This is a genomic window from Bacteroidota bacterium, from assembly GCA_018698135.1.
GTDB lineage: Bacteria > Bacteroidota > Bacteroidia > CAILMK01 > JAAYUY01 > JABINZ01.
Genome location: JABINZ010000152.1, coordinates 1 through 14,190 on the forward strand (window position 1 = coordinate 1; position 14,190 = coordinate 14,190).

General features: G+C 33.2%; 12 protein-coding genes. 7 read left to right on the forward strand and 5 right to left on the reverse strand.

Annotation, left to right across the window (positions count from 1 at the left end):
* Nucleotides 1-2,961 (reverse strand): PKD domain-containing protein (locus tag HOG71_09855; GenBank protein ID MBT5991139.1); only part of this gene is annotated, 2,961 nt, incomplete at its 3' end.
* A 260-nt stretch (nucleotides 2,962-3,221) separates the two neighbouring features.
* Between HOG71_09855 and HOG71_09860 the strand changes: the two genes are divergently transcribed.
* From HOG71_09860 to lnt, 7 genes are all read left to right on the forward strand, one after another.
* Nucleotides 3,222-3,722 (forward strand): TlpA family protein disulfide reductase, encoded by a 501-nt coding sequence (locus tag HOG71_09860; protein MBT5991140.1) that lies wholly within the window; start codon nucleotides 3,222-3,224, stop codon nucleotides 3,720-3,722.
* A 62-nt stretch (nucleotides 3,723-3,784) separates the two neighbouring features.
* Entirely contained in the window at nucleotides 3,785-4,039 is a 255-nt protein-coding gene (locus HOG71_09865) for a 30S ribosomal protein S20 (GenBank protein MBT5991141.1), read from the forward strand.
* 15 nt (nucleotides 4,040-4,054) lie between these two features.
* On the forward strand, nucleotides 4,055-4,753 hold the full coding sequence (radC, locus tag HOG71_09870) for a DNA repair protein RadC (protein MBT5991142.1): 699 nt from the start codon (nucleotides 4,055-4,057) through the stop codon (nucleotides 4,751-4,753).
* A gap of 82 nt (nucleotides 4,754-4,835) precedes the next feature.
* Nucleotides 4,836-6,401 carry a hypothetical protein gene (locus HOG71_09875; protein ID MBT5991143.1) on the forward strand — a complete coding sequence of 522 codons (1,566 nt, stop codon included), beginning with the start codon at nucleotides 4,836-4,838 and terminating at the stop codon, nucleotides 6,399-6,401.
* Nucleotides 6,402-6,405: 4 nt separating this feature from the next.
* Nucleotides 6,406-7,290 (forward strand): Omp28-related outer membrane protein, encoded by an 885-nt coding sequence (locus tag HOG71_09880; protein MBT5991144.1) that lies wholly within the window; start codon nucleotides 6,406-6,408, stop codon nucleotides 7,288-7,290.
* Nucleotides 7,291-7,295: 5 nt separating this feature from the next.
* Entirely contained in the window at nucleotides 7,296-7,970 is a 675-nt protein-coding gene (gene rsmI, locus HOG71_09885) for a 16S rRNA (cytidine(1402)-2'-O)-methyltransferase (GenBank protein MBT5991145.1), read from the forward strand.
* Nucleotides 7,957-9,588, forward strand: a complete 1,632-nt coding sequence (lnt, locus tag HOG71_09890) for an apolipoprotein N-acyltransferase (protein ID MBT5991146.1) — start codon at nucleotides 7,957-7,959, stop codon at nucleotides 9,586-9,588. Before rsmI ends, lnt begins: the two co-directional genes overlap by 14 nt.
* A 14-nt stretch (nucleotides 9,589-9,602) precedes the next feature.
* On the opposite strand, the gene HOG71_09895 is transcribed toward lnt, so the two are convergent.
* The 4 genes from HOG71_09895 to HOG71_09910 are packed head-to-tail and all read right to left on the reverse strand — an operon-like array spanning nucleotide 9,603 to nucleotide 13,579.
* Nucleotides 9,603-10,124, reverse strand: coding sequence for a hypothetical protein (locus tag HOG71_09895; GenBank protein ID MBT5991147.1), 522 nt, complete (start codon nucleotides 10,122-10,124; stop codon nucleotides 9,603-9,605).
* Nucleotides 10,117-10,563 (reverse strand): hypothetical protein, encoded by a 447-nt coding sequence (locus HOG71_09900; GenBank protein MBT5991148.1) that lies wholly within the window; start codon nucleotides 10,561-10,563, stop codon nucleotides 10,117-10,119. The genes HOG71_09895 and HOG71_09900 overlap by 8 nt, the downstream gene beginning before the upstream one ends.
* 42 nt (nucleotides 10,564-10,605) lie before the next feature.
* A complete protein-coding gene (locus tag HOG71_09905) occupies nucleotides 10,606-11,184 on the reverse strand; it encodes an RNA polymerase sigma factor (GenBank protein MBT5991149.1) in 579 nt (192 codons plus the stop codon).
* A gap of 58 nt (nucleotides 11,185-11,242) precedes the next feature.
* Nucleotides 11,243-13,579 (reverse strand): T9SS type A sorting domain-containing protein, encoded by a 2,337-nt coding sequence (locus HOG71_09910; GenBank protein MBT5991150.1) that lies wholly within the window; start codon nucleotides 13,577-13,579, stop codon nucleotides 11,243-11,245.
* Nucleotides 13,580-14,190 lie beyond the last annotated feature (611 nt).

A 14,190-nucleotide genomic window follows, 5' to 3' on the forward strand; every position in this document is an offset into this window, starting at 1 on the left:
AATTGGATTAAATTCTCGATAAATATGGAAGCCACTATCAATATAATTTTCACATTGTTCAATTAGCAGTGAATCATGAGATTTTAATTTTATGATTAATGGAAGCATTTCTGTTATAAAGAGTCGATAATCCTCAAATTCCCCATACGTATTTGGCCCGCAAGGATAATTTCCCAAATTCATTAAACTGGTTCCAACTCTCAATATCGTATTTCCAATCTTAGTGGTACCAGGTACATAAAAAGTATCTGACCAATAAAGTGTACTGGCCGGAGTTTCGGAAGCAACCATTTCTCCAACATCATTAAAGTCACCATCCATGTTATAATCAATCCAAACTTTTCTTGACATGACGTTATGTGTAGTATTCCTGCCAAGTGTAATCGCAACAGTATCAAACTGTGCTATCGAGGTACTCAAATTTGTGTAATCATTGTATTTGTATTGACCAATGGTGGAAAAATTTGTGATATCCTGAAATTTAAAGAAGCTGATACCAATATCTTGATTGATATTTGAAACAGTTGGGATGCAATAGTCAAGGGCATTTATATAAGAAAGTTTGTTTTCTTGACTTGAGTGTGCCCCATAACCAACAGTCAATTTTATGTTATAGGTTGTAGCCGTATTAAAAACAACCTTGATTTGTGAATTATCAGCATTTTTGCTGATCAAGGTATACGAGTTTGGTGAAATAGTCCATGTTCTTTGCCAGGAACATACAGGGTTTAAATCGGATAACAGCACTGTGTCCAGATCAATTCGGGGGTTAAGTAAATTGGCGGCAAAATCTGGATTTGAAGGTTTATGAACAGTTATGTAATTGCTTTTTAATATCGAATCTTTTGTTAAACCGAAGTCGACAATCAGTTTAACATGGTAGGTTCCGGCACTGTCAAATCGTATTTTTATTTCAGGAAGATCATTATTAACAGACTTTATACTATAATATGGAGGACTAATTTCCCATTTCCGTTCTTGAACACAGGAGTCTGACAAATCGTTAAATGTAATTATTTCACAACCTGCATTCACTTCTGTCAAATCAGATTCGAAATTTACGACTGCATTGGGCTTCACATAGATGTAATTCGTCTTTATTGTTATGTCTGTATCATTAGTGCCACAAACACTTGATGTGTCCCAAACGCTTAGACTTACTGTGAAATACCCTGTGTCTTGATAAGTGTGTAAAGGATTTGGAAGACTGCTAAAAGTACTGTCGCCAAAATCCCACAAATAATTACTTGCATTTGTAGAATTATTTATAAAAAAGGTTTCAGAAGGAGTATTGCATAAGTATCGGAAGGCAGCTGAAAACTTTGATTCCAAACTATCATTTTGATATTTATTACCAACTCCAACAGCCCACCATGCATCGGTAGTAGTTTGAACCTTTGGAGAACAACTGCCAAACAAATCAATTGCTGATTGAATTGAGGCAAATCGAGCATCATTAAAATCAGCCAATGGTGTTAAATAAGTTGTTAAACTTCTATAGGCAATTTTTGCAGCATCATTAATACCTATTCCTGTGATGCTAAAAGTGTCGTTGTTGTCATTTACGCCATTTAAACCAGTTGCAAGTAAAAAGAACCAAAAATTCTGAACGCCTGAATTAACCCACTCATTACCAATGGACGTATTCCAATATTGGCCTTGGTAGGTATCTGGTTGATTTTTAGTTTTAGGAGATGCCATGTTTCTCATGGGTAATCCTGAAGTGGTAATTTGTTCTCCAATCATGAAATTACCGTAGGATGAATTCTTGTAATAATCGACACATACAGCAAATATATCAGCAAATGACTCTTGCAAAGCACCTGCTTCATATAAATAGGTGAGCGAGGCTGAATATTCAATTACAGCATGAGTGAATTCATGTGCAACAATATCTAATGATCCAAATGGTTTTGTGTTAACTCCATCTCCATCACCAAAATAGAAACCAATCCCATCCCAAAAAGCAAGAGACAACCAGCTTCCAGCATGTATAAAATTTTGTATGGCTGTGCCAGCTTGATCGTAGGAGCTACGGTTGTGTTTCGAGTAAAAATAGTCATAAGTTGTTTCCATTCCATAATGAACATCAGTCGCTACATCATTATGATTAGTTGTGTCGTCCCAATAATTATCAGTATCCGTAAAATCAACAGCTTGTGTATAATCAAGTCCTTTGTTTAAATCTTTTGTCAAAATACCATTACCTCTTCCTGTTTCCCTTAATCGAAAAGAAGTAGGTGATAGACTATCCGTAGTGATATTTATATTACCTGAATAGCGGGTTTCAGCAAGTCCATTTGCATTGCTGAAATGTATTTGTGATACCGATAAAATATGTTCACCGCTAAGTGCATTTATGAAAACATCTTGTCTACTCAACGGATTCGTTGCATAAATATCAAGCTTATATGCTAATTGATAAGATTTGTTGAATGGAAGAATAACCAATTTAGGAGATGCATTTTCCAAAGGATTTTCATTTGTCGACTCCCATATATAGTTTACTGCTTGTACGTGCTCAATTGCAAATTGAAGAGCTTCCCCTTTAGTAATTTGTGGAGTAGAGGATAGATCAATATTTGGATAATAATCGCCATTCGCACTTTGTAAATGATTGTTCTTTACATGTAAATAATAACGTCCAAATTCTACTGGTAAACCTTTGTAGTATTGATTATAACGTAAATGCGTAAAACCTAAATCATCAGTTTGCGTTTCATATAATTCAAAATTATTGTCCTGTCCAGATTTATGGATGGCTTTAAGCCATGCTACTGAAAATTGTTCGTCAATAACAGGTTTATTAGTCAATTCAATATACTTAATTGATTGATTTGATTCATTTAAGATACATTTCTTATAATCTTTTGATTCAATATTTTGTAAATTTTGAGAGAAGCTTGATGAAATGATTATGCAAGCGAAAATAATAGAAATGCTAAATCGTTTTGTTTTCATTTTTACTTTTATTTAAAATACTAATGAGACCTAGTGAGTAATTAATCAAAGTTACGAAAAGCCTAGTATTAACAACTATCCTAATATGATTTATGTATACGTGTAATTCGTATTATTCTAATCTTATTAATAAAAGACTAACTCTTGCATCATATTTGTAAAGTAGATTATAGAAAACTTTTCTGATATAGAAGGTTTGTTATATTTGAACTTTAATAAAATATCTAATTTAAGCTTTTAAATAAATCAAAACACAGCATATGAAAAAGGTAATTTCACTTATCCTGGGACTTTTAATTGTTTCCGTAACTTATTCACAAAAAATTAACAAAGAGCTTACTTCCTGTAAAATGAAGACACTTGATGGTAAAGTAGTTGACCTAAAAGATCAAGTTAAAAGCGGTCAGGTCACTGTTATCGTGTTTTGGGCTACTTGGTGTGCCCCTTGTAAAAAAGAATTAGTTAACATTGATGAATTATATGAAGATTGGAAAGATGACTACGGAATTGAAGTAATTGCCATTTCAATTGATAATTCTCGTAACGCTACAAAAGTTAAGCCTTATATTAATGGAAAAGGATGGGAGTTTCCAGTCTTAATTGACGTTAATAGTAATTCAAAGGCACTTTTCAATTATCCAACTGTTCCTTTTTCTGCATTAATTGATAAGAATAAACGCATCGTTTACACCCATAATGGATATGTGGAAGGGGATGAATATAATCTAGAGAAGCATATTAAAGAATTAGTTGGTAAATAATTGATCTATATTTTTGTGGTGTGAAAGTTATTTGTATTTTTGCACCTCTAAATTGAATAAGAATGGCACATCATAAGTCTGCAATTAAAAGAATAAGGCAAAACGAAGTAAGAAGGTTGAGAAATAGATATCAGTTTAAAACTGTGCGAAATGCTATTCGCAATTTCAAGGCTATTAAAGATAAAGAAGAGGCTGTTAAAGAATATGACAGACTTTCATCAATGATAGACAAGTTAGCCAAAAGAGGTGTTATTCACCAGAATAATGCTGCAAACAGAAAAGCTGGATTAGCAAACTTCATTGCTCATCTTTCTTAAATTTAATACCCTGTTTTGTCCAGCAATGGCAATAAATTAGGTATTAAGTCTTGGTCTGAAGAAGACCGTCCACGTGAGAAATTGCTGTTAAAAGGCCCAAAAGCTCTGACAAATGCGGAGCTTTTAGCTATATTAATTGGTTCAGGCTCGAAAGAACTAAATGCTTTAGAGCTTGCAAAAACCATTTTAAACAAGGCCGAAAACAATCTCAAAGCTTTAGGTGGTTTGAGTGTAAAGCAATTGACAGCTTTCAAAGGAATTGGTCATGCAAAAGCAATTAGTATTGCAGCTGCACTGGAACTTGGACGAAGACGAAAAGATGAATTAGAAGATTCCAAAAACAAAATCACCAGCAGTAAAGATGTATATAATTTTGTATTTCCTTTTCTGGCAGACTCTAAACAAGAGCATTTTATCGTCCTTTTACTCAATCGCTCTAATCAGGTAATAAAAAAGGTTGAAGTAAGTATTGGTGGTGTTTCTGGAACTTTAGTCGATCCCAAAATTGTTTTTCATGCCGCACTTGAAGAGCTTTCTTCATCCATCATTCTCTGTCATAATCATCCATCAGGTAACATTAAACCTAGCCAAGCTGATTTAGAAATCACAAAAAAAATAAGCGATGGAGCAAAATTATTTGATATTTCTGTGCTCGATCATTTGATTTTCAGTGAGGAACATTATTTTAGCTTTGCAGATGAAGGTCTTTTATAGATATTTTATCATCAATAAAATTTTTTGATAAGTATATTCGTCCTTAAAATTCAATTATTTAATCAGGTTTAATAGCCAAATTATGAGGAAACTTGTATTCGGATTGTTCATTTTTATTTTCCCGCTGCTTTCATTTGCACAATTGTCTGGTGATTTAATGGTTAACTCTAACTTTTATGTGAAGGACACATCTATTGGTGCTACAAATAGTCAGTACCTTAGAGAATTCTCATCATCGGAAGCATGGATGTTTTTAAACTATTCTGTTGCAGGATTTAATTTTTCAGTTCGCTATGATCTTTTCAATAACTCTCCATTATTGGATCCTAATGAGGTATACACTGATCAGGGTTTGGCGTTTTATTCTGTAAATAAAAAAGTTGGCAAATTGGATATCACAGCTGGTCATTTTTATGATCAATTTGGTAGTGGAATAATATTCAGGGCATTTGAAGACCGTATTTTAGGATTAGATTATGCTATTAATGGATTAAACCTAAAATATGATTTCACTGATGATTTTAGAATAAAGGCATTTACCGGAAGACAAAAAAACAGATTTACTACACACGATCAGGTAATGAAGGGTATTAATCTTGAAAGAGATTTCTATTTTGGAGAAAACTTAAGTTGGTATGTTGGAACTGGGCTAATTAACAGAACATTGGATAAGCAGACTATGGATATATTGGCCAGTGAAATAAACAGTTATCCATTGGAAGAGAGATTTGTTCCAAAGTATAATTTGTTTTCTGCCACTGTTTATAGCACATTGAATTATAAAAATTTCAACTTTTATGTTGAATATGCAAAGAAAACTGCTGAAGCTATCAGAAATTTAGAAGGGAATAAATTTATTAATGAAGATGGAGATGTATTATACACTTCATTGAATTACTCAACGAAAGGCTTAGGAGTTAGTTTGCAACATAAACGGACCAAGGGTTTTACCATGCGAACATCATCTTTTAGCTCATTTTTGGTTGGAACAATAAATTACATGCCACCAATGAGTAAACAACAAGCCAAAATTCTTCCAGCCCTATATAGTATTTCAGCTCAGGAACTTGGCGAAATAGCCTCACAGGCTGAAATAACCTATTCACCGAATAAGAAAAATACCTTTAGTGCCAATGTTTCCTATGTAACCGATGATCATAACAAAGAAATATATCATGAGTATTATTTAGATTACTATCATAAGTTCGGTAAAAAGTTAAAAGCAACTTTTGGTGTACAAACGGTATACTACGACAAGGAAGTTTATGAAAATGAGAATGAACCAGCTGTCACTACTTTTACACCTTTTTCAGAATTTGTCTATAAATTTGATAGAAAGAAATCAGTCAGGTGGGAAATTCAATATTTATTTACAGAACAAGATCATGGTGATTTCTTTTTTGGTCTGGTTGAGTTTAATATTGCACCGCATTATTCGTTTTCCATTGCTGATATGATCAATACGAAGCCTTTGAAAGTAGATGATGTAAAGCATTATTACAACTTTTTTGTAGCCTACACATTAAATCAAACAAGATTTTCGTTAGGCTATATGAAACAGGTTGAAGGAGTTGTTTGTACAGGTGGTGTTTGCCGTGTGGAACCTGCCTTCAGTGGCTTAAAATTTAATTTAACAACAAGTTTCTAAAACTATGAAAACGATACATACTTTTTTAATCGTATTTTTTATTGGGTTGTTAACTATCCTAATTTCCTGCGAAGAAGAAGGCCCTTATATTAATTTCGATCCTATCGATACGTCTTTATTTGATTCAACTTATATATCATCAACATCAATAATTCCAGATGAGAAAAATGTGCTGATAGAAGATTTTACAGGTGCTCGTTGCCCAAATTGTCCTAATGCAGCAGCAAAACTAGTAGATATTACTATGGCTAATCCAGGAAGAATTGTTGGTATGGCCATTCATCCAGATGGAATCCCTTTCACACGTCCTCATGATTTGGAGAAAGATTTTCGTACGGATGATGGAACCGAGATATTTAAACTACTAGGTGAGGAAGGAGCATTGCCAATTGGAAGTATTGATAGAGTAAAATACAGTGGAGAAACAAACCAATTGGTTGGAATATCGTTTTGGACTAACTATGTTGACCAAAGATTGTTATTAGCTTCCCCTGTTAATATTTCATTAGTAAGTACTCCCCACTTAACTGAAGCTAATACATTTGTAATCAGAGCTGAAGTGCAATTCACAACGGCTATTGCTGATGATAAATATTTGACAATTGCCTTAACTGAAAGCGATTTGATTGCTCCGCAGACCTTACCACAAGGTTCGATACCTGATGTTGATTCAAATTATATTAACAATCATATACTACGAGATGTATTAACAAATCCAGGCGGCAATTTGTTAATGTCAAACCCCGAAATGAACAGGGTTTTTATTAAAGAATTCAAAATTACAATGGATGCAAAATGGAATCCTGATAATTGCGCTATTGTTGGCATTATTCATAATTCAGGGTTAAGTTTTGATGTTGATCAGGTTGAAGAAATTCATTTGAAATAAAAATAATGGGTAAGCTTTTTATTGTTCCTACACCAATTGGTAATTTGGAGGATATTACCTTAAGATGTTTGAATGTACTTAAAGAAGTAGATCAAATACTTGCCGAAGACACACGTCAGGTGAGTAAATTGCTTAATCATTATGATATTCAAACATCAAAAAGAGCTTATCATCAGCATAATGAGCACCGAATAGCTGAACAGATTGCCAAAGAACTTAGTGAAACTGAAAAAACGATTGCCTTAGTATCTGATGCAGGCATGCCTGGAATTTCTGATCCAGCCTATTTGATCGTTAAACATTGTATTAATAATAATGTTGCAGTTGAGTGTCTTCCGGGTGCAACTGCATTTGTTCCTGCACTTATTGAATCAGGTTTTGCAGCTACTTCATTTGTTTTTGAAGGCTTTTTACCACATCAAAAGGGTAGAAGCAAGCGGTTGGAGAGTTTGAAGGATGAGAAAAGAACAATGGTATTCTATGAGTCGCCATATAGGATTTTAAAAGCACTCAAGCAATTTAGTGATGTTTTTGGTCCTGAGAGAAATGCCTCTGTATCGCGTGAACTAACAAAAATTTATGCTGAAACAATAAGAGGTACTCTTAGTGAGTTATTAGAAATATTCGAAAATAAATTGATTAAAGGTGAATTTGTAATTATTGTTGATGGAAAAAACTAAACGTATTTATCTTGTACTGCTTTCAATCCTAAGTGGATTGTTGCTTTGGTTATCGTGGCCGCCCTTCAAAATGAGTTTTCTTGTTTTTTTTGCATTTGTGCCTATTCTTTTTGTAGAAGAATTGATTTCAAAAGAGAAAAACCGTTTTGGCGCATCAACCTTACTATATAATACATTCATTGCGTTTTTTGTTTGGAACTTAATTACAACCTATTGGATATATAACGCTTCCTTTATAGGAGCAGTGATGGCCGTATTAATTAACAGTTTGTTAATGAGTTTTCCCTTCTTGTTATATCATAAGTTAAAAACAGTATCAAAAAGTAAGGTTTCGTTGGTTTTCTTGATTACATTTTGGATTGCCTATGAATTTCTTCATTTGAATTGGGATTTAGCATGGCCTTGGCTAACGCTGGGAAATGTTTTTGCAGCCCATCCTAATTGGGTTCAATGGTATGAATTTACAGGTGTTTTTGGTGGTTCATTATGGATTTGGTTAACTAATCTGGTCGTTTTTTCAATTGTCAAACGAATTCTGGAAAGTCACAAAACAGCTTTAGCAAGTATGCGACTATTTATTCGGTTTGGTCAATTATTGGCAATACTATTAATTCCAATCTTGATATCAATTGCAATTCCAAGATTTGAAAACACGAAAACCACTCATAATACGGTTATTGTTCAACCCAATATTGATCCCTATCATGATAAGTTTATGCAAGGGGCTTTTTCGAAGCAATTAGACATATTGTTAGAACTTAGCGAACAGCAAATCGACTCCAATACTCGCTTACTGGTTTGGCCAGAAACAGCATTGTCGATACCATTTGATGAAAAAACATTGAATTACAATGCGCATATTGCTCGAATAAGGAAAATGTTGGAGAAATACCCTGACTTGAAACTTATTTCAGGATTAGACTCCTATCGGTTTTTTGAAAAAGACGAAGAAATATCAGCAACAGCACGTGTTTATAGGCTCGACAGCAGTTATTACGATTCCTATAATGCAGCCTTGCTGTTAGACCATACACCTACCTATAAAGTATATCATAAATCAAGATTAGTTCCTGGTGTTGAAAAAATGCCATATCCTAAATTTTTTAAATTTATTGAAAAGCTAGCTCTTGATCTTGGAGGCACATCAGGAAGTTTAGGCAAACAAGAAGAACCTTCTGTTTTTAAAATTAATCAACAAATTACTGCTGCACCTATCATTTGTTATGAATCTATTTTTGGCGATTATGTTGGAAGATTTGTTCTTAAGGGAGCAAATTTAATTGTTGTCATTACCAATGATGGTTGGTGGAAAAATACTCCAGGTTATAAACAACACTATTTATATGCCCGATTACGTGCTATTGAATTTCGAAAAGATGTCGTGAGATCTGCAAATACAGGTGTTTCTTGCTATATCAATTCAAATGGTGAAATTATCCAGCAATCAAAGTGGTGGGAAGCAACAGTTATTAAACAGCCAATTGAAATAGGAGAAAAAGTTACGTTCTATGCAAAAATGGGTGATTATATAGGCAGAATAGCTGCTTTTTTAAGTGTTATATTGATATTAATTCTTATTTCAAAAAGCCTTCGTAAAAAGGATATATTGAATAGCTAAATATTTCTGGTCAGTTAATTGCGAGAAGGCCCTTTGTGCTTTCTTTTCCTCCCACTAAGTGGATCCCCTTCTATAGAATCTTTTTTCATTTTTGAGAAAAACACATCTTCCTGCTCTTTATTTAAAACCTCCTTGATTTTCAAAAAATGTTGATTAGATAATCTTTTCAAGCGAATAAAATCATCTGCCATAACTTGTGTGTATTTATCAATTAGTACTTGATCTGGGGCATCCTTTTTTAACTCTTTGAAAATCCTATTTTGGTTAGCTCTCATTTCATGGGTAATGGAGCGTGTTTGTTTTACAAAATCATGTTTTATTTTAATGAACGAATCTTTTTGCGATTCTGACAAATCGAGCTCATTATACATGAAGTTTTCGAAATGTTTACGTCCTTCAAATAACTGACCTGAACAGTTCTTCTCTGGGTGATTTGCTTTTTTATTTACGGCTATTATAGTTATTAATGCAGCAATATTGATCACAAATAAAACGATCAGTGCAATTAGGAAAATATTTTTTGTTTTATTACTCATCGGTAAGGATTTTAATATACTCTTCTTCAAATATGTCTGCTTGTACAAAGCTTATGTATTCATCATCTGAAACATCAACAAAACTTTCAGGTGAATTGTAGAGAATAGAATTTGTATTGCCAATAAAAAAGCCAAGAAAAACAGCTGTAATTACTACCAATGAAGTAGCAATTGGTCGATAGTATTTTTGAATTACACTTGATTTTTCTTGTTGGATGCGCAGAGTCATTTTTTGAAGCAAATTGGAAAAGAAATAGGGAGATTGGGGCACTGTAATATTAGTTGTTTCCAATTCCATAAATGATTTTCGTACAAACTCAAAATATTCAGTACAATGTTGACAATTGTCCAAATGCGAAGCAATTTCCTTTGGAATAGAGCTTGTTAGGTCCTCTCCAATATTTTTTGCTAAATATGTTCTAACTTTTTGGCATTTCATGATTCAATATTTATGACACAACAATTTGTAATTTCTTGTCTATTAGTTTAGTTTTTTAAATTTAACATATAAGCTCTTTTGTAAGTTGAGCTTCGCTCGATGAATCAATGATTCAATTGACGAAAGGGATAATTGCATAACGTCTGAGATCTCTTTATAACTCAAATTTTCAAGTTTATTGAGCGTAAATGCAACTCTTTGCTTGTCGGATAATTCTGCAATGGCTTGATATATATAGTTGGATTTTAAGTCCTCAGTCGACTCATCAGTGGCATTAAAAGCTGCTTTACTTTGAATTTCTCCATCCTCATTAAGCAAAGAATTAAGTCGATCTAGAAAACTAAATTTTCTTTTACTTCGAATATAATTCAGGGATTTGTTTGCAGATATTCGATACAGCCAAGTTGATATTTTAGCTTCTCCACGAAAGCTACTTGCACTATCATACACTTTAATAAAAACCTCTTGAGCTAAATCTTGTGCATCGTCAAAATCCTGTACAAATTTGAAACACACATTGAGGACGAAAGTCTGATATTTTTCAACGAAAATTTTGAAACTAATTTCATCTTTTGAGACAATTCCTTCAATAAGTTTTTTCTCCTCTGTGTTGACCTGCATGCGGTTTAAACTATATTTCTCTTTTGACTCAATATACTTGAATAACTTGCTAATTATTTTACTCTAGAATGAATTTTTGGACAATTTTATGTGCACCGTTCGAAAGTTCAACCAAATAAGATCCAGCAGCTATTCCTTCCAAATCAAAAGAAACTAAGTTGAGTCTGTTGGTATCACATTTCTCAATGCATTTGCCGTGTAAATCAAGCAATCTGATTTTATCCCATTCATGTTGATCAGCCATTTCAATATGCAACATTTTTGTCGATGGATTTGGGTAAACTTTAATTGAAGGATCTGATTTTTTAATAGCTCCAAAACCAGCTGATTGATCATATTTTGCCAGACAATAATCGCCACTGACCAAATTATGTATTGTTATATCGCCAATTTTATTGGTTTTATGTCCTGTTGAGATCGTATAATCCTTGCATTCTTCCCATGGAGAAGCAAAATCTTTCCGATACATTAAAAGAAGACTATCTTCGTTTTCTATATTTAATGTATGGTCTAGATAGGTTTCACCGATCATATTTCCAACTGTACCATTGTACTTAATTTTTCCAATTGCAGAAAAATTATGCGGAAAAATGCCGCTAAATGACCAATATCTATAATCTGAAAATCGTATTCCTTTGAGCGTGCTATTCCAATGTGTTGGTTCTACCCAATGATGCTCCACAAACAGAAGAGCTGAATCACTAAGTTGATTTACTTCAATATTCATCAGAGCTTCCTTGAAATCATAATTACCTGTAGAAGAGATTATTTGATGATAGGATGTTTTTGCTTCACTAATTGCTGCATTGAAGTTAATAGCAGCAAAGACTGGTTCGAAATTCAGTGAAAAAGAAAACGACTCTCGTTGGCCATTTAGAATGATTTCCTTTTCTTGCATTTGAAAATTTCTATCAAAAAAACTAATTGTCATAGGAACATTAAGATAGGATTTTGACGTGAATCGCAAGGCAGGTATTACATCGATTTCAACTGTTGGTGATGTGCTTTTAACTAATAAACTAAAATGTGGGAATCCTTTTTCAAACACCCAATTTGCAAAGAAGTTTGTCAAATCATAGGCAGTATATTTGGATAAAGAATCTCTAAATTGCTCTGAGCTACAGCTTTTGAATTTCATTTTATCTAAGAATTCATTTATTCCTGAAAAGAATAAGCTATCACCCAAATAAGCTCTCAATGAATGAGCCACATCCGAGCCTTTATCGTAGGCATGACTGCCATAAGTAAAATCATGAGGTAAAGGGAAAAGTGGCCTGGCTTCGCCATCACGGATATGGGTATATTGTAAAACATATTTATGATTTGTCCTGACAGCATCCTGATAAGCTTCTTTTCCGTAAATACCTTCTGTAAATATATGTTCGGAATAGGAAGCCCATCCTTCATTGATCCACATATCTTCAGCCGTTGAACAGGTAACCAGATTGCCCCACCAATGATGAGCAAATTCATGTGCCATTAAAGTTTCCCTGCTAAGATTTCCATTCACAGCGTATTTGGGGTAAGCAATATTACATGCATGCTCCATTGCACCAGAATTAAAAGGAACAACCACAAAACCAACTCGATCAAACTGATAAGGAAGATATTTTTGCTCAAATATATCAATGCAATTGTCCAGATTTTTGAACGAATTTATAAGATTACTTGTATCTGAGGCAACGGCTCCAAGCAGTATATCAATTTCTTTTTGCAAACCTGTATGCGTCCATTCAATAAATTCATAGTTAGCAACAGCAAATGATGCCAGATAGGTAGGAATTTCCTGTTCCATTTTCCACTGCCAGCTAATGGTTTGATTTGGATTTAAAGTTTGACCTATAAAAACACCACTACATATGGCTTTCTTATTAATAGGAGTGATGATGGTAAAATCAAAAGTAGCTTTATCAGTGAAATTGTCTTTGCAAGGAAACCAAATTCTTCCATAATTATGTGGTTTATCTGCAAATCCGACTCCCATATTATAGGCATATCCACCATCAGTACTGCTAAAATAAAAACCGCCCCAACTAGGATCTTTAGCTGGAACTCCATGATAATCAATTACTAATTGTATAGTATCATTTTGTGTCAATTCAGTTTGAAATCTAAGTTCAATAAAATCTCCAAATTGCTGGTAGGTAACCACATTGCCAGTCAAATCAATTTGATCCACTTGAAGCGATTTTAGCATCAAGTGTAGGGTCTTTATGTTTTTTTTAGGAATCAGATCAACTGATGTGTGTCCCTTAATATTATGAGATGAAAAATCAAGTATTTCTAACTCAATGTTATAATGTAATACGTCATAGTTATTTGTATCAGTGTTCGAAAATACTTGACTACTACTGATGATAACAAGGAGGAGAGAAGTTAAGAAAGCTAATTTCATATCTATTACAATTAATTTGTAACAAAGATACTATTCAATAATCGACAATTAAATCCTGTTAGCTATTAGAAAAATGGAGCACTTAAAATGCGAATTAAAATATGGCATTCTCAGCGGGTACTAATTAGTACTTCTGCTAGAGTTTAATTCTTAAATACTAAAAGAAAGTGGAAAAGGATGTAGTTAACAATTCCACACACAGTTACATTTCTGCATTCACACATGTAATCAATCAAGTACGTATAAGTTTTATTTGTAAACACTGGGATAACATTAGTATACAGTATTGAAGATACATACAATGACAAATAAGTAGTTTAAGTTAACATTTATAACCATTACTAATCATGTACAGGCAGGGCGTGGTTATGCATTAGAAATCAGGTCTTTACATTTATTTACTAATATCTCTACTTGAGGATACAACTGAGGTTGCATATCCTGATCAAATAACACAATTATCTTACAATAGGGATTTATATGAATCATTTAGAACAGTAGATTATTAAAAATCGATGCAATTTGCTTAAGTTATTTTATTATTATAATATTACATTTGTTTTGCAATTTAACAAAAGTTGATTATATTTGATCATGTAATGTAATATTGT

Bases quoted from the DNA above. Each gene is read 5' to 3' on its own strand.
- HOG71_09860 (MBT5991140.1), top strand. From the start codon at position 3,222: ATGAAAAAGGTAATTTCACTTATCCTGGGACTTTTAATTGTTTCCGTA.
- HOG71_09865 (MBT5991141.1), top strand. From the start codon at position 3,785: ATGGCACATCATAAGTCTGCAATTAAAAGAATAAGGCAAAACGAAGTA.
- HOG71_09875 (MBT5991143.1), top strand. From the start codon at position 4,836: ATGAGGAAACTTGTATTCGGATTGTTCATTTTTATTTTCCCGCTGCTT.
- HOG71_09880 (MBT5991144.1), top strand. From the start codon at position 6,406: ATGAAAACGATACATACTTTTTTAATCGTATTTTTTATTGGGTTGTTA.
- rsmI (MBT5991145.1), top strand. From the start codon at position 7,296: ATGGGTAAGCTTTTTATTGTTCCTACACCAATTGGTAATTTGGAGGAT.
- lnt (MBT5991146.1), top strand. From the start codon at position 7,957: ATGGAAAAAACTAAACGTATTTATCTTGTACTGCTTTCAATCCTAAGT.
- HOG71_09895 (MBT5991147.1), bottom strand. From the start codon at position 10,124: ATGAGTAATAAAACAAAAAATATTTTCCTAATTGCACTGATCGTTTTA.
- HOG71_09900 (MBT5991148.1), bottom strand. From the start codon at position 10,563: ATGAAATGCCAAAAAGTTAGAACATATTTAGCAAAAAATATTGGAGAG.
- HOG71_09905 (MBT5991149.1), bottom strand. From the start codon at position 11,184: ATGCAGGTCAACACAGAGGAGAAAAAACTTATTGAAGGAATTGTCTCA.
- HOG71_09910 (MBT5991150.1), bottom strand. From the start codon at position 13,579: ATGAAATTAGCTTTCTTAACTTCTCTCCTCCTTGTTATCATCAGTAGT.